This window comes from Neobacillus sp. CF12 (genome assembly GCF_030348765.1).
In the GTDB taxonomy this organism is placed as follows: domain Bacteria; phylum Bacillota; class Bacilli; order Bacillales; family Cytobacillaceae; genus Neobacillus.
Map to the genome: position 1 here is coordinate 3454071 of NZ_JAUCEU010000007.1, position 22148 is coordinate 3476218.

General features: G+C 39.9%; 21 protein-coding genes. 4 read left to right on the forward strand and 17 right to left on the reverse strand.

Features of this window, described 5'->3' with window-relative positions; translation table 11 throughout:
* Window positions 1-59 precede the first annotated feature (59 nt).
* The gene (locus QUG14_RS16405; RefSeq protein ID WP_289341588.1) at window positions 60-836 is read right to left on the reverse strand and encodes a class I SAM-dependent methyltransferase; all 777 of its coding nucleotides are present in this window, start codon (window positions 834-836) and stop codon (window positions 60-62) included.
* Window positions 837-945: 109 nt separating this feature from the next.
* Here QUG14_RS16405 and plsY point away from each other — a divergent pair, with 109 nt between their 5' ends.
* Window positions 946-1572, forward strand: coding sequence for a glycerol-3-phosphate 1-O-acyltransferase PlsY (plsY, locus tag QUG14_RS16410; RefSeq protein WP_289341589.1), 627 nt, complete (start codon window positions 946-948; stop codon window positions 1570-1572).
* A 39-nt stretch (window positions 1573-1611) separates the two neighbouring features.
* Here plsY and QUG14_RS16415 read toward each other — a convergent pair whose 3' ends face one another.
* Window positions 1612-2163, reverse strand: a complete 552-nt coding sequence (locus tag QUG14_RS16415) for a thioredoxin family protein (protein ID WP_289341590.1) — start codon at window positions 2161-2163, stop codon at window positions 1612-1614.
* 221 nt (window positions 2164-2384) lie between these two features.
* Between QUG14_RS16415 and putP the strand changes: the two genes are divergently transcribed.
* Window positions 2385-3863, forward strand: coding sequence for a sodium/proline symporter PutP (gene putP, locus QUG14_RS16420; RefSeq protein WP_289341591.1), 1479 nt, complete (start codon window positions 2385-2387; stop codon window positions 3861-3863).
* Between the two features lie 765 nt (window positions 3864-4628).
* Here putP and gatB read toward each other — a convergent pair.
* From gatB to aceB, 9 genes are all read right to left on the reverse strand, one after another.
* Entirely contained in the window at window positions 4629-6056 is a 1428-nt protein-coding gene (gene gatB, locus QUG14_RS16425; protein ID WP_289341592.1) for an Asp-tRNA(Asn)/Glu-tRNA(Gln) amidotransferase subunit GatB, read from the reverse strand.
* A 12-nt stretch (window positions 6057-6068) separates the two neighbouring features.
* Window positions 6069-7526: an Asp-tRNA(Asn)/Glu-tRNA(Gln) amidotransferase subunit GatA gene (gene gatA / locus QUG14_RS16430; protein ID WP_289341593.1), complete on the reverse strand. Its 1458-nt coding sequence runs from the start codon at window positions 7524-7526 to the stop codon at window positions 6069-6071.
* Window positions 7527-7538: 12 nt separating this feature from the next.
* A complete protein-coding gene (gene gatC, locus QUG14_RS16435) occupies window positions 7539-7832 on the reverse strand; it encodes an Asp-tRNA(Asn)/Glu-tRNA(Gln) amidotransferase subunit GatC (protein ID WP_289341594.1) in 294 nt (97 codons plus the stop codon).
* A gap of 157 nt (window positions 7833-7989) precedes the next feature.
* Window positions 7990-8337: a hypothetical protein gene (locus QUG14_RS16440; protein WP_289341595.1), complete on the reverse strand. Its 348-nt coding sequence runs from the start codon at window positions 8335-8337 to the stop codon at window positions 7990-7992.
* A gap of 24 nt (window positions 8338-8361) precedes the next feature.
* Complete coding sequence (locus QUG14_RS16445) at window positions 8362-8901, reverse strand: hypothetical protein (RefSeq protein ID WP_289341596.1); 540 nt, start codon at window positions 8899-8901, stop codon at window positions 8362-8364.
* 299 nt (window positions 8902-9200) lie between these two features.
* A complete protein-coding gene (locus QUG14_RS16450) occupies window positions 9201-9632 on the reverse strand; it encodes a YueI family protein (protein WP_289341597.1) in 432 nt (143 codons plus the stop codon).
* A gap of 29 nt (window positions 9633-9661) precedes the next feature.
* On the reverse strand, window positions 9662-9976 hold the full coding sequence (locus QUG14_RS16455; protein ID WP_289341598.1) for a hypothetical protein: 315 nt from the start codon (window positions 9974-9976) through the stop codon (window positions 9662-9664).
* Between the two features lie 56 nt (window positions 9977-10032).
* Window positions 10033-11310 carry an isocitrate lyase gene (gene aceA / locus QUG14_RS16460; RefSeq protein ID WP_289341599.1) on the reverse strand — a complete coding sequence of 426 codons (1278 nt, stop codon included), beginning with the start codon at window positions 11308-11310 and terminating at the stop codon, window positions 10033-10035.
* 31 nt (window positions 11311-11341) lie between these two features.
* Window positions 11342-12934, reverse strand: coding sequence for a malate synthase A (gene aceB / locus QUG14_RS16465; protein WP_289341600.1), 1593 nt, complete (start codon window positions 12932-12934; stop codon window positions 11342-11344).
* 251 nt (window positions 12935-13185) lie between these two features.
* Between aceB and QUG14_RS16470 the strand changes: the two genes are divergently transcribed.
* On the forward strand, window positions 13186-13392 hold the full coding sequence (locus QUG14_RS16470; protein ID WP_289341601.1) for a hypothetical protein: 207 nt from the start codon (window positions 13186-13188) through the stop codon (window positions 13390-13392).
* A gap of 52 nt (window positions 13393-13444) precedes the next feature.
* Here the strand turns inward: QUG14_RS16470 and QUG14_RS16475 are convergent, their stop codons facing one another.
* Window positions 13445-14494 carry a glycoside hydrolase family 15 protein gene (locus QUG14_RS16475; protein ID WP_289341602.1) on the reverse strand — a complete coding sequence of 350 codons (1050 nt, stop codon included), beginning with the start codon at window positions 14492-14494 and terminating at the stop codon, window positions 13445-13447.
* 139 nt (window positions 14495-14633) lie between these two features.
* Here QUG14_RS16475 and QUG14_RS16480 point away from each other — a divergent pair, with 139 nt between their 5' ends.
* The gene (locus QUG14_RS16480; protein WP_289341603.1) at window positions 14634-14810 is read left to right on the forward strand and encodes a hypothetical protein; all 177 of its coding nucleotides are present in this window, start codon (window positions 14634-14636) and stop codon (window positions 14808-14810) included.
* A 20-nt stretch (window positions 14811-14830) separates the two neighbouring features.
* Here QUG14_RS16480 and QUG14_RS16485 read toward each other — a convergent pair whose 3' ends face one another.
* From QUG14_RS16485 to pruA, 5 genes are all read right to left on the reverse strand, one after another.
* On the reverse strand, window positions 14831-15457 hold the full coding sequence (locus QUG14_RS16485) for an NAD(P)-binding protein (RefSeq protein ID WP_289341604.1): 627 nt from the start codon (window positions 15455-15457) through the stop codon (window positions 14831-14833).
* A gap of 18 nt (window positions 15458-15475) precedes the next feature.
* A complete protein-coding gene (cobA, locus tag QUG14_RS16490) occupies window positions 15476-16912 on the reverse strand; it encodes a uroporphyrinogen-III C-methyltransferase (RefSeq protein WP_289341605.1) in 1437 nt (478 codons plus the stop codon).
* A 24-nt stretch (window positions 16913-16936) separates the two neighbouring features.
* Window positions 16937-17257 carry a nitrite reductase small subunit NirD gene (gene nirD, locus QUG14_RS16495; RefSeq protein WP_289341606.1) on the reverse strand — a complete coding sequence of 107 codons (321 nt, stop codon included), beginning with the start codon at window positions 17255-17257 and terminating at the stop codon, window positions 16937-16939.
* 6 nt (window positions 17258-17263) lie between these two features.
* Window positions 17264-19678, reverse strand: a complete 2415-nt coding sequence (gene nirB, locus QUG14_RS16500; protein ID WP_289341607.1) for a nitrite reductase large subunit NirB — start codon at window positions 19676-19678, stop codon at window positions 17264-17266.
* Between the two features lie 813 nt (window positions 19679-20491).
* Complete coding sequence (pruA, locus tag QUG14_RS16505; protein WP_289341608.1) at window positions 20492-22039, reverse strand: L-glutamate gamma-semialdehyde dehydrogenase; 1548 nt, start codon at window positions 22037-22039, stop codon at window positions 20492-20494.
* Between the last annotated feature and the right edge of the window lie 109 nt (window positions 22040-22148).

Here is a 22148-nt window from a genome sequence, read left to right on the forward strand (position 1 = left end):
AATTAAATAGTAGCATAAAAAAACGTGCGGGAAATTCGCACGTTTTAACCTATCTATTCTTAGAGACTTAATATACTCACATTACATTCGTGTGGAATGACGAATGTTTCTTGGTCAGGTAAGGAATCAGTTAAATCCTGAAGTGCTTTTTCCCTAACACTTCCTTCTAGTGCTGCAAGCCAGGAGATAGATTCAACTCTCTCTATCCATGTCTCCTTAGTAAAAGTGAGGTTATAGTTAATCTTATAGAAATCCCTTAACTCAAAGCCATTCTTCTGCCATTCATCGAACCACTCGACTGGAAATCCATTAATTCTTTGTTTGGAATTCGCCTTAGATCCTGCCGGTTTTAGACCGCCACTAACGTAGTGTGATAAAACTTGAAATGTCTTCTCAACCACCGAAGGACCTACATGGAATCCTGAATCAATGACTATCAATGTCCCTTTTTCCTTTAAGATTCGTTTTATCTCTTGAATGGTTTTCTCACGGTCAAACCAGTGCCAGGCACGCATTACTGTTACCATATCAAACTGAGAATCTTGCAAACCAGTATCTTCAGATGTACCTTGAACATAAGGAATTTTATGGTTTTTTGACCCGTTTAATGCTTTTGCATGTTGGAGTAATTCTTTTGATATATCTACTCCGATAACATCTGCTTTTCTCATTGCTATCTTCCTAGTTAATGCACCTGTTCCACAACCAATATCTACAACTTTTTTCCCATCAAAAAAAACACCTCGGAAGTACAGGCTATCCATTAAATTTGCAGGAATATCTTCTCTTGCCTTCGCATAACTTTTAGCAACTTGACCAAAATCAATCTGTTCCATATCGGTCGCCCCTTTAATATTTCCTTTTTCAGGAATTACTAAAATGATACCATTGAAGTATGGTAAAATGCTATTGTTAAAGAAGATACTCTGACAAAGGAATGATCATATGCTCTGGTTGTTGCTCCTATCCTCCTATTTAATTGGAAGTATTCCTACTGCGCTGATTGTGGGCAAGCTGGTCTTTGGGGTTGATATTCGTGACCATGGCAGTAAAAATCCTGGAGCCACGAATACATTAAGGGTTCTTGGCAAAGGATCCGCCATCATCGTTGTTCTCGTCGATATAGGTAAAGGAGCGGTCGCTGCTTCCCTTCCGTTATACTTCAACCTTGATGTCGAACCGCTTTACTTTGGTTTAATGGCAGTCATAGGACATTGTTATCCTATTTTTGCCGGTTTCCGCGGGGGTAAAGCAATTGCTACCACTGCTGGTACCTTAGCAGTAGCAAGTTTCCCCATGGCCTTGATTGCTTTTGCATCGTTCTTTCTGGTGATTTTTTTATCAAAGTATGTATTCTTGGGCTCTATCTCAGTTGGTCTTAGCTTGTTGATTTACTCTTATTTTTCTTCTGAAATTGAATTTGAACTTATATTTTTATTTTTTACTTTATTTTTAATTTATCTTCACCGCTCAAATATTCGTAATATTATATTAGGCATTGAACCAAAAATAAACGATAAGAATCTAATTAACGACCGCATTCCTCCAAAAAATGGCAACTTAAAAATGTAAAAGGAATCCCTGGCTAAATGCCAGGGATTCTAGTTTTTTTTATAAAAAGGCAGGCATAATACTGTTTGCAACAGTTTGCCAAATGGATGAATCATTTTCATAGATTTTTCCGAGACTCTTGTAAAAATCCATTTGCTTCTCTTGAAAGTCTGGAGCATCTTTATCTGGAAGTTCAGCACGGCCTTTTTCTACAAGGTTTTGCATTTCAGGTGCACGTGGACCCCATACTCCAACTTCATTTCCTTCCTGATCAATGAAAATAAAAATAGGAATTGCTCTAGAAGTACCATTCGTTAAATATTGGTCCATAAGTTCCAGGTTTTGATCCCTCAGTACAAAACGAACCTCCATATTGGCTGCTTCTGCTAATCTAAGCAATACTGGATTATTAAGTTTGGCATCACCGCACCAATCTTCTGTTAAAACAATAACTCGTAACTTTTTCGACTGGGTTGCTTCAAGTTTCTTCTTATCCTCTTCTTTCAACTCAAAGCGATCATAAATGGCAGCCATGCCTTCTTTATTGACCTTCATTAAGCCTATGTATTCATCTTTTGTTAGTCCCTTTTCAAACCAAGAATTTAAATCCACTTTATACACTCCCCTTTCGTTACTCATATCATAAGCCTTTCATATCCTGCTTACAAATGAAAGGTTTTATTCCATTTTTACTATTATTCCAAGAGCATTTTATCCTATTTTAAAAAAGTAATAATATTACAGTAGATATAGTAATGCTAAGTTGATAGAATATTTTATATATAAAAAAAATTATTTTAAATCACTTTTAAAATAATTAAGGGGGAAAATCTATGTCCAATGAAACACTTCAACTAGTATCAATTGGAATCTATCTTGCGATGATGCTTTTTATCGGTTGGTATTCCTATCGAAAAACTAGCAATCTAACGGATTACATGCTTGGGGGAAGGTCGTTAGGTCCTGCTGTAACTGCTTTAAGTGCAGGGGCAGCAGATATGAGCGGTTGGTTGTTAATGGGCTTACCTGGTGGAATTTATGTAACCGGATTAGCGGATGCATGGATTGCCATTGGTTTAACAATTGGTGCTTATCTCAACTGGCTTTTGGTTGCACCACGCCTGCGTTCGTATACGCAGGTTGCCAACGATTCGATTACGATTCCAAGTTACTTAGAAAACCGTTTTAAAGATAACACCAAACTCTTAAGGATTGTATCTGGTATCGTTATTCTTATTTTCTTTACTTTCTATGTTTCCTCAGGGTTGGTATCAGGTGCTGTCTTCTTCGAGAGTTCTTTTGGGACAAGCTACCTTACAGGACTTCTAATCGTTGGTGGAGTTACGATTGCCTACACATTATTTGGCGGGTTCCTTGCTGTAAGTTATACAGACTTCATCCAGGGGTTAATGATGCTGATTGCCCTCCTTCTTGTTCCGGCAATTGGAATTTTCACTGTAGGCGGACCTGCCGAAACGTTTGATACGATTCGTGCTATAGATCCTACCTACCTTGATTTCTTTAAAGGTACAACAACTTTAGGAATTATTTCTGCAATGGCTTGGGGACTTGGTTATTTTGGCCAGCCGCATATTATTGTCCGTTTTATGGCCATCACTACTGTAAAAGAAATAAAAAGTGTCCGCCGCATTGGAATGGGCTGGATGATTTTTTCACTTATTGGCACGATCTTTACCGGATTTATTGGAATTGCCTTTTTCCATAACAATCCCCAACATGTATTAGAGAACCCAGAAGCCGTATTTATTGAACTAAGTCAGATTTTATTTCATCCTTTATTTGCAGGCTTTGCATTGGCGGCCATACTTGCTGCTATTATGAGTACTATTTCATCACAGTTAATCGTTACATCCAGTGCTTTGGTTGAAGATTTATACAAAGTAGTTATGAACAAAAACGCATCAGATAAACATCTCGTCTTCTTAGGGCGAATGGCAGTACTTCTTGTTTCTGTTGTAGCAGCCATCCTTGCTCTCGATGAAAATAACACAATCCTAGATTTAGTTGCTTATGCATGGGCAGGTTTCGGCGCAGCATTCGGGCCAATTATTCTTCTAAGTTTATTCTGGAGAAAGATGACCCATTGGGGAGCCTTATTCGGAATGATCATCGGTGCAATAACCGTAATCGTCTGGAAGAATGTGGGCCTAGGAGACACCCTTTATGAAATCGTTCCAGGCTTTGTGTTTAACTTAATCATTGCTGTCATCGTAAGCTTAATCACTTATAAGAAAAATGAAAACATCGAAAAAGAGTTTGACGAAAGTAAACGTTTATTAAAACAAGAATAATAATGTAATAATGCCCGGATATTTATATCCGGGTATTTTATTATTTGGCTGTGTTAGATTAGACTGTTGATTTGCGCGACAGGCGCTATGCTTTCCGCGGGCTCGCCCGTGAGCCTCCTCGGTCTTTCCGACCTGCGGGGTCTCAAGGTGCTCGTGCATCCCTCAGGACTTTGAATTACTCCCTCGAATAATCACCGCACGAAGAAAATGCGATAGCATTTTTGAGGATCAAGCGCATTCCGCTCCAATCAACAGGTTCTTAAATCAACAGTATCCTTTAACACAGCCTATTATTTAAATACTACTTTTCGCAGTTAATTAATCGTTTGATTAAATTCGTTGCTATCATTGATAAATAAGGATTTGTCCTTAAAAAACGGTAGAATTTTGTCATGTAACCAAACGTTTGATTAAATCGCGGTAATCCCTTATATCCAATGGTTTTTTACCTTAATTTCAATAAAAATATTGTCATCTATTGAATTATATTGTATTAGATCACTATACTTATCTGGACACAAATACTACTTCGACATAGTTCTCCAGCATACCTATTAATCAAACGTTTGATTAGAATGCTAACTCACCCCTTCAAATGAAGGTTTTCTAGAAAAAACAGGTAGATATATGTCGACTAATCAAACGTTTGATTAGTTTTGCCGAAAACCCCTGTGTATTACTTTTTTTCCCGGGAAATCACAAAAAAGAATGTCGATATTTTTTTGACAAAAAAACTGGCAGACCGAAATCTGCCAGTTTCCATTTTTATCGTTTGCTTAATTCCTGATTCAATAATTGGTTTACTAATTGTGGGTTAGCCTGCCCCTTTGTTGCTTTCATTAGCTGTCCAACAAGGAAACCGACTGCCTTATTCTTACCATTTTTAAAGTCCTCTATCGATTGTGGATTAGCATCGAGTACCTCAGAAATAATCTTAAGGAGTGTCCCTTCATCGGAAATTTGAACAAGACCTTTTTCTTTAACGATTGCTTGGGCATCTCCGCCGTTTTCGATCAGTTCTTTAAAAACAGTCTTAGCAATTTTTGAAGAAATAGTTCCGTTCTCGATTAGTTTAATCATACTGGCTAAGTTCTCAGGAGTTAAAGCGATTTGGTGAAGTTCTTTCCCCTCAGCATTCATGTATGCTGACACATCTCCCATGATCCAGTTCGAGGCCAATTTCGCCTCTGCACCTGCTGCAACGGTACCTTCAAAGAAATCTGCCATTTCCTTCGTTACCGTTAATACCTTTGCATCATAAACAGGTAGTCCTAATTCTTCTATATACCGTTTTTGGCGCAGATCTGGAAGTTCAGGAAGTTCAGCAGCAATTCGGGCTTTCCATTCCTCATCAATATAGATATCTAGTAAGTCTGGTTCTGGGAAGTAACGATAATCATCAGAACCTTCTTTTACACGCATGAGCAGGGTTGCACCTGTAGCTTCATCAAAACGACGGGTTTCTTGATCAATTACCCCGCCATTAGAGACCACTTCACGCTGTCTTTTCTCTTCAAATTCCAGACCTTTTCGTACAAAGTTAAAAGAGTTTAAGTTCTTTAATTCTGTTTTCGTTCCAAATTCTTCTTGTCCAATAGGACGAATGGAAATGTTGGCATCACAGCGAAGTGAGCCTTCTTCCATCTTACAATCAGATACTCCTGTATACTGGATAATCGATTTTAATTTTTCAAGATAAGCATAGGCTTCATCTGGTGTACGGATATCTGGCTCAGAAACGATTTCCACAAGCGGAGTGCCCTGACGGTTATAATCCACTAGTGAATAACCATTTCCATGGCTGAGTTTTCCTGCATCTTCTTCTAAATGGATCCTCGTAATCCCAATCCGCTTTGTGTAACCATTTACTTCAATCTCAATCCAACCATGCTCCCCAATCGGCTTATCAAATTGGGAAATCTGATAGGCCTTCGGATTATCTGGATAAAAATAGTTTTTCCGGTCAAATTTCGTATGAGCAGCTACCTGGCAATTCAAGGCCATCGCAGCCTTCATTCCATATTCCACAGCTTTTTTATTCAGGACCGGTAACACTCCTGGATAGCCTAAGTCAATAACACTTGTATTTGTATTTGGCTCAGCACCAAAATGATTTGGACTGGCCGAAAAGATTTTCGAATCCGTTTTTAACTCCACATGTACTTCAAGACCAATCACCGTTTCAAATTCCATTGTCTTCACCCCCTATAATCCTGGCTTTTTTTTATGATAATCTGTAGTTTGTTCAAACACATGAGCGACCCGGAAAATGGTCTCTTCATCAAAGTGCTTGCCAATAATTTGTAACCCAAGCGGCAAGCCATTATCAAATCCACACGGAACAGAAATTGCTGGTACACCAGCAAGGTTCACAGGAATCGTCAAAATATCATTTGCATACATCGTTAAAGGATCATCAATATTTTCACCAATTTTAAAAGCCGGAGTTGGTGTGGTTGGCCCAATGATTACATCAAATTTTTCAAATACATTTTCAAAGTCCCGCTTAATTAACGTCCGGACCTGCTGTGCTTTTTTATAATAAGCATCATAATAACCAGAACTTAGTGCAAAGGTGCCGAGCATGATTCTTCGTTTTACCTCATCACCAAAGCCTTCCGATCTAGATTTCTTATATAAATCAAGTAAATTATCTGCATTCGGTGTCCGATAGCCATAACGAACACCATCAAAACGCGCTAGGTTTGCAGATGCTTCTGAAGAAGAAAGCAAATAATACGCTGCTAATGCATATTTAGAATGAGGCAAGGATACTTCTTCCCAAACAGCCCCTTGTTTTTCAAGCACTTTTAATGCATCAAGGACGGACTGACGAACCGTTTCATTCACACCCTCACCAAGATACTCTTTAGGTACAGCAATTTTTAACCCTTTTACATCGCCCGTTAATGCCGAGACGAAATTAGGTACATCCACACTCGCTGATGTCGAGTCCATTGGGTCTAATCCGGATATCGCCTGCAAAAGGTAGGCATTATCCTCAACACTTCTAGTTATCGGACCTATTTGATCAAGGGAAGATGCAAATGCAACGAGTCCGAAGCGAGATACACGGCCATATGTTGGTTTTAATCCAACAACTCCACAAAAGGCTGCTGGCTGACGTATCGATCCTCCTGTATCTGAACCTAGAGAAAACAGGACTTCACCGGCTGCAACAGAAGCTGCTGAACCACCTGAAGAACCTCCTGGGACTCTATCAAGATCCCATGGATTGCGTGTCTTTTGATAATGGGAATTTTCGTTTGAAGATCCCATTGCAAACTCATCCATGTTTAACTTTCCAATTGTTACGGTTTCCTGATGCTGAAGTTTCTGAATAACAGTTGCATCATAAATCGGACTAAAGTTTTCTAAAATCTTACTAGCACAGGTTGTCCGAAGTCCTTTTGTGACAATGTTGTCTTTTATGCCAATCGGCATTCCAAATAACAAGTTATTTTGGGTGTTGGCATTAAGTTTCTCATCTAGTAAGTTGGCAGTTTGTCTAGCCTTTTCTTCATCCAATGTTAAAAAAGCTTGGACCTTTCCATCCACCTGAGCGATTCGTTTATACGACTCGTCAACAAGATCAGTAACTTTTAGTTCCTTTTTATGTAACAGTTCATGGAGATCTGAAACCTTATAATCAAATAAACTCACTTATTTTTCCCCCTACTCTCCGATGATCGCTGGAACTCTAATTTGACCATCTTGATGGTCTGGTGCATTTTTTAATACTTCTTCACGCGGCAATCCTTCTTGCTTGATGTCTTCACGGAAGATATTTTTCATATCCAGGACATGATAGGTTGGTTCAACGTTCTCTGTATCTAATTCATTTAACTGTTCCGCAAACGTTATTATTGCATCCAATTGTTTTGTGAATTTTTCCGTTTCTTCTTCTGTTATCGCCAATCTAGCAAGGTTTGCTACGTGCTTAACTTGCTCATTTGTGATACGTGACATATTTAATACCCCCAATCCCTCAAGTCATTAGTTAATTTACTATTGATAATACCAAACTTTTCCGCTTCACCGCAATGATTCCCTCATCAGTATTGGCAATTGAAGTAATATTTAGATTACAGGCACAAAAAAAAAGAGCATTTGCTCCTTTTTTTTATTAATATTCCTTATGTAGTGACGAAGACTCCTGAGCCCATACTAACAATTTCGTTCTTTCGAAGTATCGCTTACCATCGATCATGATATACGGAACCAATGCTCCATCGTATGAACCTGTTGTTTCAAGTATTCTTTTTTCTTCTGTAATAATTTTTAGGAGTTCCTTTTCTGAAATTCCTAATAACTCTGATGCCTCTTTACTATCTAATAAAATTGAAGCCTGGACTTCCTTTTTACTTAAAGGCTCACTTACGGATGCAGAGTTTGAACCGATAAGAGATGCGCCCACAATAATCCCTAATGATAGAATAATCGAAGAAATCAACAACATTTTATTTGAAGTCATATTTATCCCCCGAATGATGATGTATTATTTTTGCGGAATAACTTCTTCATTTCCATTTAATGCTCTAACCTGTGGGCGAAAGCCAATTCCCACATAGTAGCGTTTTCCATCTTTCTCAATCATCTTTGCTTTTTTATATTCTTCACTATCCTGATTAGCAAATTCAATTCTATCAATATCGTTATTTTTGATTTCCCCAAATACAACATAAATATCTTTTAGAACATTTCCCTTTTCATCATACTTTGTATAATTTTCATGATAAACGGAGTAGGTTTCACTCTCTGCATGCTCCCAGCCATTTGGACCATCATTTTTCCATCCATCTTCATCATTTCCCTCGAAGAAAGACACACCTAGTACCTTTTCTTCTTGTTCACCAGCGTCCTCAGCGTTTGTAGTATAAAGAACGATGGTTATCCCATCACTTTTGGTTTTATGTAAAACCTCTTCTACCTCAAATGGAATGGTACCGGCAATCGCTTTTTCTAAAGTTGGATACTTACATCCTCCAAGAATAAGCATTAATACAATTACAATAAAAAGAACTTTACATCTTCTCATAATTATCCTCCTAGATTTTGGCCAGATGTTAGTAATCTAGTAATCTTTAGTAAAAAGTAAAAGGCAATAGTAATACCCGCTTCCTACCTGACCAGTTTTCTCTTCGTTCCTATTATGAGGTTACTAACCTGTTTCTTGCCCCCTTATATAAATAGATTTAGTCGTTAATTTCTTATTAATATAATAATCCTAATTTAAATATTATTCCAGTTATATCCAAATATAGGCCAAAATACCTCCTACTAAATAACTTATGAAAATAACAAAAAGCAGCCGTTAGACTGCTTTCTGGTTGCTTATTATCGTTTAAATAGTTTCGCAAAAAGACCTTTGCTTTTTGGGGGTTGGGGCTGATTGATTTCTTTTTTGGTAATATATATATCTTCTTTATCGATCGCATGGTCCATTGCTAGTAAGAGGCCAATTTCTGTATCATGTTCCTTATTGGTTACAATCTTATGCTCGATCTTGTGCTTGGCTGCCAATTTTACATATTTGGATAATGTTGAATATTCCATATTTCCATTTAAAAAGAGATTAGCTTCGGGGTTTTTTTTCATTTCCCTCTCCACTTGAGGATAAATCGTTGCTTCTGCTACTTGGCTCTTCTTTAGTGCAAGGATGATGCGCTCACGTAAGGTTCCTAAAAATTCCCGCCTTTCATCTGGCTTTGTTTCCAAAGGGCCATGTATTCCCTGTTGAAGAACTTCCTCAACGTTCGGCTTTTTCAAATGTATCAACTCCATAAAAAGGACTATTATTATGTATGATGATACCTTAAAAAGTGTTCATTTCCAAAAAAGGTAACTTTCAATAGATTGTTTTCCTGGTATCCGCGAGTATTTCTTCCCAACCGCCAGTATTTCTCGCCATCCGCCAGTATTTCTTCCCATCCGCCAGTATTTCTCGCTATCCGCCAGTGTTTCTCGCCATCCGCCAGTATTTCTCGCCATCCGCCAGTATTTCTTCCCATCCGCCAGTATTTCTCGCTATCCGCCAGTGTTTCTCGCCATCCGCCAGTGTTTCTCGCCATCCGCCAGTATTCCCTGCCATCCGCCAGTATTCCCCCCGCCACAAACCAAAAATCCCCCTCTCTCCAGCTGGAGAAAGAAGGATCCGCCGCCAAAACGATTACTTTGTAAATTGCTCTTCCTCAGTTGATCCCTTAAGTGCGGTTGTGGAGGATGTTCCGCCTGTGATGACCATGGATACTTGGTCAAAGTAGCCTGTTCCTACTTCACGTTGGTGTCTTGTTGCTGTATAGCCGTATTGCTCGCTATCGAACTCGGCTTGTTGCAACTCGGAGTATGCAGCCATCCCGCGCTCTTTATAGCCGCGAGCTAGTTCAAACATGCTGTGGTTCAAAGCATGGAAACCTGCTAGTGTTACGAATTGGAACTTGTAGCCCATTTTCCCAAGCTCTTGTTGGAATTTCGCAATGGACTCTTGGTCAAGTTTCTTCTTCCAATTAAAAGAAGGTGAGCAATTGTAAGCAAGCATTTTACCAGGGAACTTCTCATGGATTGCTTCTGCAAAACGTCTAGCTTCCTCAATGCTTGGTTCAGATGTTTCACACCAAATTAAATCTGCATACGGCGCATAAGCTAAACCGCGGGCAATTGCCTGATCCAGTCCTGCTTTTGTCCGGAAAAATCCTTCTGCCGTCCGCTCTCCTGTGATGAACGGTGCGTCGTTCATATCAATATCACTCGTAATCAAATCAGCGGCATTTGCATCTGTTCGTGCAACCAATAAGGTTGGAACACCCATAACGTCAGCAGCTAATCGAGCGGCAATTAAATTTCGAACCGCCGTTTGTGTTGGCAATAGGACTTTACCACCTAAATGACCACACTTTTTCTCAGAGGAAAGTTGATCTTCAAAGTGAACACCCGCTGCTCCTGCTTCAATCATCCCTTTCATCAGTTCAAAACAGTTTAATTGTCCGCCAAAACCAGCTTCTGCATCCGCAACGATTGGAACAAACCAATCAATGGAGCTATCTCCTTCTGAATGAGTAATTTGATCCGCACGTTGAAGCGCTTGGTTAATTCGTTTTACCACACTCGGTACGCTGTTTGCTGGATATAAGCTTTGGTCCGGATACATATTTCCAGAAAGATTGGCATCCGCAGCAACTTGCCAGCCACTTAAATAAATTGCTTTTAGTCCTGCTTTTACCTGCTGAACAGCTTGATTTCCTGTTAGTGCCCCAAGTGCATTAATGTAATTTTCTTCATTTAACTGCTTCCAAAGTTTTTCTGCTCCACGTTTAGCCAAAGTATGCTCGATGTCGATAGAACCACGAAGCTTGATAACATCCTCTGCTGTATAGGGTCTAGTAATTCCATTCCAACGTTTATCCATTTCCCAACTTTCTTGTAACAGCTTCGCTCTTGAATTTGTCATCTTAAATTCCTCCTATTAATCTATCAAATTTTTATAAAAGCTTATTACCAGGTAAAGTTAAAAACTCTACAAATTCATCATTTAAGATTAAGCCATCAAACAGTTCAATCGCTTCAGTGAAGCGCCCATTTTCATAAGCAGACAAGCCGATTTCATTCTTGATTTTTTCTAACTCCTCAACCTTAAATTGCTCATACATTTCCAACGTTACCTTTCGTCCATCCGCGAGAACGCCTTTTGGGTGGCGGATCCACTGCCATAATTGCGCCCGAGAGATTTCTGCCGTTGCTGCGTCCTCCATTAAATTATGAATGGGTGCAGCTCCTCTTCCAGATAACCACGAAGCAATGTATTGAATACCAACATTAATATTCACGCGTACGCCATCTTCGGTAATCTTACCGCCTGGTGTCTCAAGTAAATCACTGGCTGTTATCGTAACCTTTTGTTGTTTGGTTGTATGAATCTGGTTGGCTAGCGGCATAACTTTATCAAATACTTCTAGAGCTACCGGTACGAGACCCGGGTGTGCTACCCATGTACCATCATGACCATCGTTTGCTTCACGTTCTTTATCAGCACGGACCTTTGCAAATGCTTCCTCATTGGCCTGTGGATTGTCGCGGATTGGTATTTGTGCTGCCATCCCTCCAATTGCCGGTGCCTTTCGGCGATGACAGGTTTGAATCGTAAGTAATGAGTAAGAACGCATAAATGGTGCAGTCATGGTTACCTGGGCACGATCTGGGAGAATGATATTTTCATGGTTACGCAGCTTTTTCAGGTAACTGAAAATATAATCCCATCTGCCACAGTTCAACCCTGCTGAGTGTTCCTTTAATTCAAATAGAATTTCATTCATTTCAAAGGCAGCCATGATGGTTTCTAGTAAAACAGTTGCTTTAATACTTCCTTGAGCTATTCCAAGTTTGTTTTGAGCAAAAACAAAAACATCATTCCAAAGCCTTGCTTCTAAATGGCTTTCTAACTTTGGCAGGTAGAAATAAGGACCTGTTCTTCTAGCCAACAGATTTTTTACATTATGGAAAAAGTACATTCCAAAATCAAAAAGGCTTCCGGACATAGGCTTGCCATTATACAGCACATGTTTCTCTACTAAATGAAGTCCGCGCGGTCTTACAAACAGAACCGCAGTTTCCTCATTCAGCACATACTTTTTTCCATTTTGATTTTCATAGGAAATCTTCCGATTTACTGCATCTCTTAAGTTGATTTGTCCCTCGACGATATTTTCCCAGGTTGGTGAAGTGGCATCTTCACAATCTGCCATAAAAACTTTTGCACCTGAATTTAGAGCATTGATGATCATTTTTCTTTCTGTTGGTCCGGTAATTTCTACACGGCGATCTTGAAGATCCTTTGGCAGCGGAGCAATTGTCCAGTCTCCATTACGAATATGCTTTGTTTCAGGAAGGAAATCTGGAAGTTTTCCGTTATTCATTTCCTCTTGGCGTTTTTGCCTGTACTGTAACAGTTCAATTCGCCTTGCTCCAAACCTTTTCTCCAGCTCCTCGATAAAATTAAGTGCTTCGGGTGTCAAAATCTCATCGTATTGCTCTTTGAGAACACCAATTACTTCAATACCTGTTGTTTGCGTCGACATGGACTCGCTCACCTCTTTGTTATAATACAGTGTATCACCATGTATTGTATTATATAACACGATATTTAAAAATGGAACTGCTTTTTCAGAAAATTTTCAAAAATAGGTACAAATTCCCTGTTGAAGTTTTCTTTTGTATTATTTCCATTCTGATTAAGTCATTTAAAAGGTGCTTTTTTCCAATAATATTTAGCAAATGGAAGGTCATGATATAGAGGTGATTCACAATAAATTAAGGGGGAATAGAAGTTATGCCACAAATCGATGTCAATCAATTAAACCAAGCAAAAGCTAATGTTACACTGACGCAAACCCTGCTGAGTCAAGCAATTGAAAAAGCAAATTCAGATCCAACTCTAGCTCAGGAAGCGATGAAACAAGCTTCCAGCGAAATCTCTTCTGCGTTAAGTGCAGTAACGCAAGCACAAAATGCAGCTAAATCCTCTCCTTCGGAATAAACTTTATAACAACCAAAAGGGCTGCCGAAATATACCGCGGCAGCCCACCTAATTATGAAATACGTTCATATCTTTCTTTTGCTAAGATATACATGGCACTTCCCCATCCTAACGGAGTATTAGAATTATATTCTGCGGATTTAGCAAAGTAGAGTTCCGGTAAACTGCCGTCTGGAAGCATCACATTTTCGGTTGCTGTAATATACTGTTTAGCCTTTTTAACATTTCCTAATTCTAAATGGCATAATGCCAGCCAAGGTAACCCAAATGTCCATTCTGCCTCGGTTCCATAGTAAAAAGATAAATCATGATGTCTTCCTTCCTGCTCAAGGGTGGAGTAATAGGAATCTCCTTTATAGCGAATTACCCCTCGCTCCCGTAAAAGGTGCATTTCAATTTGGTCAACAACCAATTTCGCTTCTTCCCCTGCCAAAATCCGATATGGGAAGATTAAACTCAATTGAGCTAAATCGAAGGGACGATCACAACTTTCATTTGGATATAGATTTGTTAATGTCTGATTTCCATTGGCGATCCAATCTCCAGGGACAAACACAATGTCTTTTACAGCCTCAAGACCTGCGACACATGCTCCCACTGAGCTCGAATGAACTTCTCTCCATTCCTCCCACATCCCATTATCTGCGTCATCCCAGTACTCCACACAACCTAAATAGCCAACCAACTTTTGAACAATTTCATGATCCTTTGCATCTCTTATGATTCTTTTTCCATTTTTTTGGCCCATGCCAATTCCCCATAATATCGCACCAATTGCATCATGCTGTGCATGTCCCCATGGAGAATCTATTTCCTTTACCTCGGAGGCAGAATACCTTGAGTGAATATATTCCCATTGTTCCCTTGGTTTTTGAATGGTATGGATATCCAACTTCCATTCGTATTCTCTAAATAAGTCTAGAATCCGATGATAGGTCATTTCATAAATGTGATTATTTTTCGCCAAATAAGGAAGGGACATATAAAAAGAATCTCGTAACCATACATATTGATAGTCCTGTGACGAAGAAGCTAAATACAAACCATGCGGCAAACGTAATTGATCTAGAATTTGATAACTATCGAATATTCTCTCGCTCATAATTCACCTCGGTAGTTTTTCCTATCTTTTTCGCCAATTCGCAAACTTTTTATACAAGAAAATTTATGTATAAACTAGTAAAAAATGGTCCATGCTAGAAACTATAGAAATAGATTAGGAGAGTGAGGGGTAATTTACCATGAGCACTGAGGAAATAAATAAAATTATTGCTGTAAAAAAGATGGATTTAGAGGAATGTGAGCAGGAACTTAATAGTCGTTACTATCCTTCTATCGTCAGAATCGCAATGATGAATTACATAGTAAACTTGCAAGAACAATTAGAAGAATACGATAATGACCTTATTAATTTGTAAAAAAAATGACGTGTGAGGGTTCACACGTCATTTCTTTTATAATGCAATAATCGTAAAAAATCAGCTTCGCGATCGTGACTGTTCAGGAAATCTTCACTGGCAATTGCAGCTAAAATTTTTCCCTTTTTAGAGGAATCCTTCACTTCGTTCAAAATTCGCTGCCGTGCCGAAAATAGGAATTCTAGATAAGCATCATACCGTTCATCATATTGATATTCCAGCTGTTCGCGTATTTTCCTTGCCAATGTCGGACTGGCAGCTCCGGTTGATACGGCAATACTCAATCGTCCTCGCTGAATATGTGAAGGAACATGAAAATCCGAACCATCCGGGTCATCCGCAATGGTCACAAGCTGCTGGTCACTTGCAGCCATTTTGATAGACTGATTCAATGCTTTGTCGTTCGTTGCAGCAAAAATTAAGAACGCACCGTCAATGTCTTGTTTTGAAAAAGACTTTTCAAGCCACTCGATCCTTCCACGACCTGCTAGTTCCCTAAGATCATCTGTAGCATTGGGACTAATCACGATGATACGTGCTCCGGTACCAAGCAGCCCAGTAACTTTCCGTTCTGCAACTTTGCCGCCGCCAACAACCACAACTTTTTTACCCTCAAGCCTTAACATAACCGGATAGTTTGAATTCAAGCATACACCCTGCCTTTCCTATTCAATCGGACACTGAATTAAGTAGTCAACCAACGATTCTCTTGTTGCAGAAACGGGCATCCCATCTACCGATAGGCCAACACGTTCAACTGCATTTTTTGTCTGCTGTCCCATGCAAACCACCTGCACTTTTTTTAAAAGATCGGAAACGTCAATATCACATTTCTTTAAACCCTCGATAAATACATCAACTGATGCAGCGCTTGGGAATACCATGGTATTTATTTCGGCTTCTTCAAGCATTCGTTGAAAAATTGGCAGAAACTGCTGGTCGATCTCTTTTTTACTTGTGATGATAAAATCAGCATTTTCTACCACATACTTACGATCGTCTCCGACAACCAGCAGGCTTCCTTCTTGTGGCATGTCCTCAATGAGACTAGCCATAAATCCACGTTCTTTTAAGGCATTAATAGATTTACTGGAGCATCCATAGAAATCGGCGTTTATTTTTCGAATATCGATTCCTTTTTCCATAATAGCCTTAAAAAATTCACTTACGCACTCTGGGGAGGAGAACAAAATTTTATCGTATTCCGTTACATTAGCTAATCCCATGGGCAAATTTGTCTTTTTCCACTTTGGAAATTCGATGACATCTGCTCCCTTTTCGATAAACTCCATTGCTATACCGCTAACACTTTCACTTGTCCGCGCTAGTAATATTTGTCTGCCGTATAAAGGCATCTTTTCAAACCAGTTGATTTTTTCACGTAGAGAAATAACATCTCCAACAAGAATAATCGCTGGGTTACTAAATTTAGCCTTGAGAACCTTTGCGGAGATATCTTCTAAAGTCCCCTGCAAGGTTTTCTGACGGCCAAATGTTCCCCATTGAATCAGGATGACAGGTGTGGAAGATGGTTTACCATGCGCGATAAGATTTTCGCTGATAAATGGCAGGTTTCCAACCCCCATGTAAAAAGCAATTGTATCAACGCCACGGACAAGACCATCCCAATCTAGCATTGGTTTTCCATCTTTTGATTTATCATGTGCGGTTACGACTGCAAATGATTCCGCATGTTCCCTGTGGGTGACAGGAATTCCTGCATAAAGGGGGGCTGCAATCCCCGATGAGATACCAGGAACAATTTCAAAAGGAATTTGATAATTTGCAAGAGCCGCTGCCTCTTCTCCAACACGACCAAAAACACCAGGATCTCCGCCCTTTAATCGGACCACCACTTTACCTTCTAGTGCCTTTTCTACTAAAAGGTCATTGATATTCTCTTGGCGTAAAATATGGCGGTCTGGTAATTTGCCACAATAGATCAGTTCGCACTCATCTGGAGCAAATTCCAAAAGTTTTGGATTGGCAAGCCGGTCATATAAAATGACTTCGGCTTGCTTAATTGCCTCTAATCCTTTCACTGTGATTAAGCGAACATCCCCTGGCCCTGCTCCTACTAAAAATACTTTTCCCATTCCCATTTTGCAGCCATCCTTCCAAACTCTTTATATAATAATATATACGTTATTTGCTTCTACTTCCACCTGATAGGTTTTAACCTGCCCTTCATCTGGCGCTTGAACTTTTCCATCTGCTAACGAGATTTTCCAATCATAGACTGGGCAGAAAACAAACTCGCCGCTTACAAGACCTTCTTTTAAGACACCGCCTTTTGGGTGGGGACTGCGGTTTTCAATCGCGTATACCTTTCCGTTTGTTACCTTAAATAATGCTATTTCAGTATCATTAATGTTAACAGCGTAACCAGCCCGTACTGGGAGGTCAGAATAATTACCAACTAAAGTCCGCGTTTTGGTTAAAATCATTTATTATCACTCTCCTGCCTTAACAATGTGATTTGCATAGTACTTATCTTTAATGTTTTCACTTTCGATCGCCTCATTCCAAGGCTCAATATATTTCTTTAATGTTTGATCCATACGCTCATTTAATTCTTTTCTAGTTTCTTCGTTTGCTAGGACCTCTTTTACATGCTCTAAGCCAACTCGTTCTACCCATTTAGAGGTCCGCTCCAAGTAATTTGCTGTTTCACGATAATATTGCAGGTACGCCCCGGTCATTTCCATTACCTCTGCTTCTGTTTTCACCGTAGCTAATAGGTCACCAGCACGGAGATCGACACCGCCGTTACCGGCAACATAGATTTCCCAGCCGCCATCGATTCCAACGAAACCAATATCCTTAATTCCTGCTTCTGAGCAGTTTCTTGGGCAGGCAGACACACCCATTTTTACCTTATGAGGAGTATCAAGACGTTCAAATTTCTTCTCAAGTTCAATTCCAAGGGACATGGAATCCTGTGTGCCATAGCGGCAGAACTGTGCTCCTACACAGGTTTTTACCGTACGAAGTGTTTTTCCGTATGCATAACCTGAAGGCATATCAAGCTCTTTCCACATGCTAGGCAGGTCTTCTTTTTTGACTCCAAACAAGCCAATTCGCTGTCCGCCCGTTAGTTTTACAAGTGGAACCTCATATTTTTCGGCCACTTCGGCAATCTTCTTCAAATCGGCTGCCGTTGTCACACCGCCATACATTCTTGGTACAACTGAGTATGTTCCATCCTTCTGAATGTTCGCGTGCATTTTCTCATTTACTAAGCGTGAATCGCGGTCATCCTTGTATTCATCCATGTGAATCATTCCAAGGTAGTAGTTGATAGCCGGACGACATTTTGTACATCCTTCTTCGTTATTCCACTCCAAAACATTCATTACTTCTTTAACACTTGTTAGGCCTTTTTCTCTGATTTCAGCGATCAATTCTTCACGGCTAATGGTTGTACAACCGCAAATACTTGTTTTTTGTGCTGCATTTGCATCGAATTGGTCACCAAGTGTATAGGCAAGAATATCGTTTACCATCGGTTTGCAGCGCCCACAAGAACGGCCTGCATTTGTACAATGGCTTACTTGATCAAGTGTTATCAGACCTTGCGTTTTAATCGCCTCAACAATCGCACCTTTTGTCACACCATTACAGCCACATACCAATTCATCATTTGGCATCGAAGCAATATCGCCGCTTCCGCCTTCCGCTGAACATTGTGACTCAAAAATAGAAATCCCTGTGATATCTTCCTTTTTTGAAAGCATTCTATATAACCTTGTACTGTCTTTTGTATCACCATAAAGGACAATCCCAACAATTCTGTTATTGCGGATTAAAGCCCTCTTATAAATACCTTCATATTCGTTGTAAACCATAATTGATTTTGTTGTTCCATCTTCATAAATCTCACCTGCTGAGAAAAGGTCAACACCAGCAACTTTAAGCTGGGTGCCTGTCACCGAACCTTCATAAGCCGATGCTTCTCTACCACATAAACGTTCAGCTAAAACTTTACCTTGCTCGTATAACGGTGCAACCAATCCGTATACGATTTCTCTGTGCTCGGCACACTCACCAACGGCATAAACATGTGGCGCACTTGTTTCCATATAGTCGTTAACCACGATTCCACGATTCACATAGATTCCACTGTTTTTAGCAACTATCGTATTAGACTTAATCCCGATTGCCATGACAACAAGATCTGCTTGAACGAAGGATCCATCTTTAAAGCGAAGACCAGCCACGCGCTCATCTCCGATCACTTCAACAGTTTCCTTTTCCATTAAAAATCTCATGCCTTGTGATTCTAGCTCTGCTTTTAGTAAGGAGGAGGCAATTGGATCCAACTGACGCTCCATTAAACTTGGCATTAAGTGTACAACATCAACTTTCATCCCAAGGTTGAGCAAACCTCTAGCCGCTTCAAGACCAAGAAGTCCGCCGCCAATTACCACTGCTTTTTTATACTCTGCCGCTGACTTGATCATCATTTCACAATCTTTTATATCACGAAAACCGGTAACGCCGATTTTATCCGCACCTGGAATTGGCAGAATGAAAGAATTCGATCCCGTAGCGATAATGAGTTCGTCATATGCTACTTCTCGCCCCTGGTCGGAAATTACCTTCTTACTTTCAACGTCAATCTTCGTTATGCTTTCACCCGTAAATAACTGAATATTATTCTCTTTATACCAGTCTAGTGGATTTATAATGATTTCATCAAAGCTGGTATCACCTTGAAGAATATTCGATAATTTTATGCGGTTATAGTTAGGATGTGGTTCTTGTCCAAAAATAGTAATTTCAAATTGTTCTGGTGAAAGTTTAAGAATTTCCTCTATTGTTCGAACTCCCGCCATTCCATTCCCAATCATCACTAGTTTTTTCATGTCGGATCGCGCTCCTCATATATTAATCAACGAATTTGTATTTATAAGTTTTTCTCTATAGATACATTGTAAATGCTGAGACTCCGAAAATTTGTGAAGTACGTCACATATCACATTGTGTTTGTGAATGATTTCACATTATTGTCATAAAAAAATTAAGATTATATTACTGTAGTGACCAAAACGCCATTTCATTTTCAATCTCTATCACTCCAAACCTACTGGAGTTACCCAAACATCGTTCACTTTCCATTTCGGTCACTCCAGACCTCCCGGAGTGACCCAAACATCTTTTCACTTTCCATTTCGGTCACTCCAGACCTCCTGGAGTGACCCAAACATCTTTTCACTTTCCATTTCGGTCACTCCAGACCTCCCGGAGTGACCCAAATACCTTTTCATTTTCAATCTCGGTCACTCCAGACCTCCTGGAGTGACCCAAATACCTTTTCATTTTCAATCTCGGTCACTCCAGACCTCCTGGAGTGACCCAAACATCTTTCCATTTTCCATTTCGGTCATTCCAGACCTCCCGGAGTGACCCAAATACCTTTTCATTTTCAATCTCGGTCACTCCAGACCTCCTGGAGTGACCCAAACATCTTTCCATTTTCCATTTCGGTCACTCCAGACCTCCCGGAGTGACCCAAATACCATTTCATTTTCAATCTCGGTCACTCCAGACCTCCTGGAGTGACCCAAACATCTTTCCATTTTCCATTTCGGTCACTCCAGATCTCCGGTAATGACCTCTAATCCTATAAAACAAGAATAAAGCCCAACTCATACGAATTGGGCTCCAACAATTTGATATTAATACATTTCAGATGTAGTCTTAGCTTGCAAATGAAGCAATAGATAGTCAGGACCGCCAGCTTTTGAGTCAGTTCCAGACATGTTAAAGCCGCCGAATGGCTGATAACCAACAATTGCTCCTGTACATGAACGGTTGAAGTATAAGTTACCAACATGGAAGTCTTCACGAGCTTGTTCTAAGTGCTCACGATTGGTTGTGATTACCGCACCTGTTAAGCCATACTCAGTGTTGTTGGCAATTTCAATTGCTTCCGTGAAATTCTTTGCCTTCGTGAAACCAACCACTGGGCCAAAGATTTCTTCTTGCATGATCCGTGCATCCGGAGCAAGGTCAGCAATAACAGTTGGCTGAATGAAGTAGCCTTTTGAATTGTCTCCTTCGCCGCCCGCCATTAGCTTGCCTTCTTGCTTTCCAATCTCAACATACTCCATGATTTTCTTGAAAGCATTATTGTCGTTAACAGGACCCATGAATGTATCTTGCTCAGTTGGGTCACCAACGGTTAATTGCTTCGTTAACTCTACCACACGGTTCAATACAGTATCATAAACATCCTCAACAATTACTGCACGAGAACATGCTGAACATTTTTGACCAGAGAATCCAAATGCGCCTGCAACGATTGATTGTGCAGCAAGCTCTAGATCTGCTTCTGAATCTACCACAATCGTATCTTTACCGCCCATTTCAGCGATCAAACGCTTCATCCAAACTTGACCTGGATTCACTTTAGAAGAACGATCGAAAATACGAAGGCCAACATCACGTGATCCAGTGAAGCTGATGAAACGAGTATCTTTATGGTCTACTAGGTAATCGCCCACTTCAGCACCACTTCCTGGAACGAAGTTTAATACACCCTTTGGAAGTCCTGCTTCTTCCATTACTTCAACGAATTTCGCTGCCACAATTGGAGTGGTGGAAGCAGGTTTTAGTAGAACTGTATTACCCGTAACAATTGCTGCTACTGTTGTACCAGCCATAATCGCTAGTGGGAAGTTCCATGGTGAGATGATGATACCAACACCAAGTGGAATATAGTTGTAACGATTAAACTCATTTGGACGGCTATTTACTGGTACGCCATCTTTTAATGCCAGCATTTGACGGCCATAATATTCAAGGAAGTCAATCGCTTCCGCTGTATCTGCATCCGCTTCTCTCCATGGTTTACCTGCTTCTTTTGTTAAAAGGGCAGAGAACTCATGCTTACGGCGGCGAATAATAGTCGCAGCTTTAAACAATACATCCGCACGTACTTCAGCTTTCACTTTTTTCCACGTTTTGAATGCTTCAACCGCTGCCTGCATGGCTTGTTCAGCAAGATCCCTGCTAGCTTTTGATACGGTACCAATGACTTCTTCTTTATTTGATGGATTATAGGAAACGATTTTATCTTCTGTTGTAATTTTTTCGCCGCCGATTACAAGTGGGTAATCCTTGCCTAAATAACTTTCAACTGTTTTAATCCCGTTAAGATAGGCTTGACGGTTTTCTTCATTTGTAAAATCTGTGAATGGTTCATGCTTATAAGGTTGCACCATGTCTTAAAAACCTCCTATGTATTAAAAACATTACATCCTTGTACATTCTAACATGTTTTATTTCCACCTATCAACGGGTAGCCTAGAAGGGCATATATTGGCAAAAAAA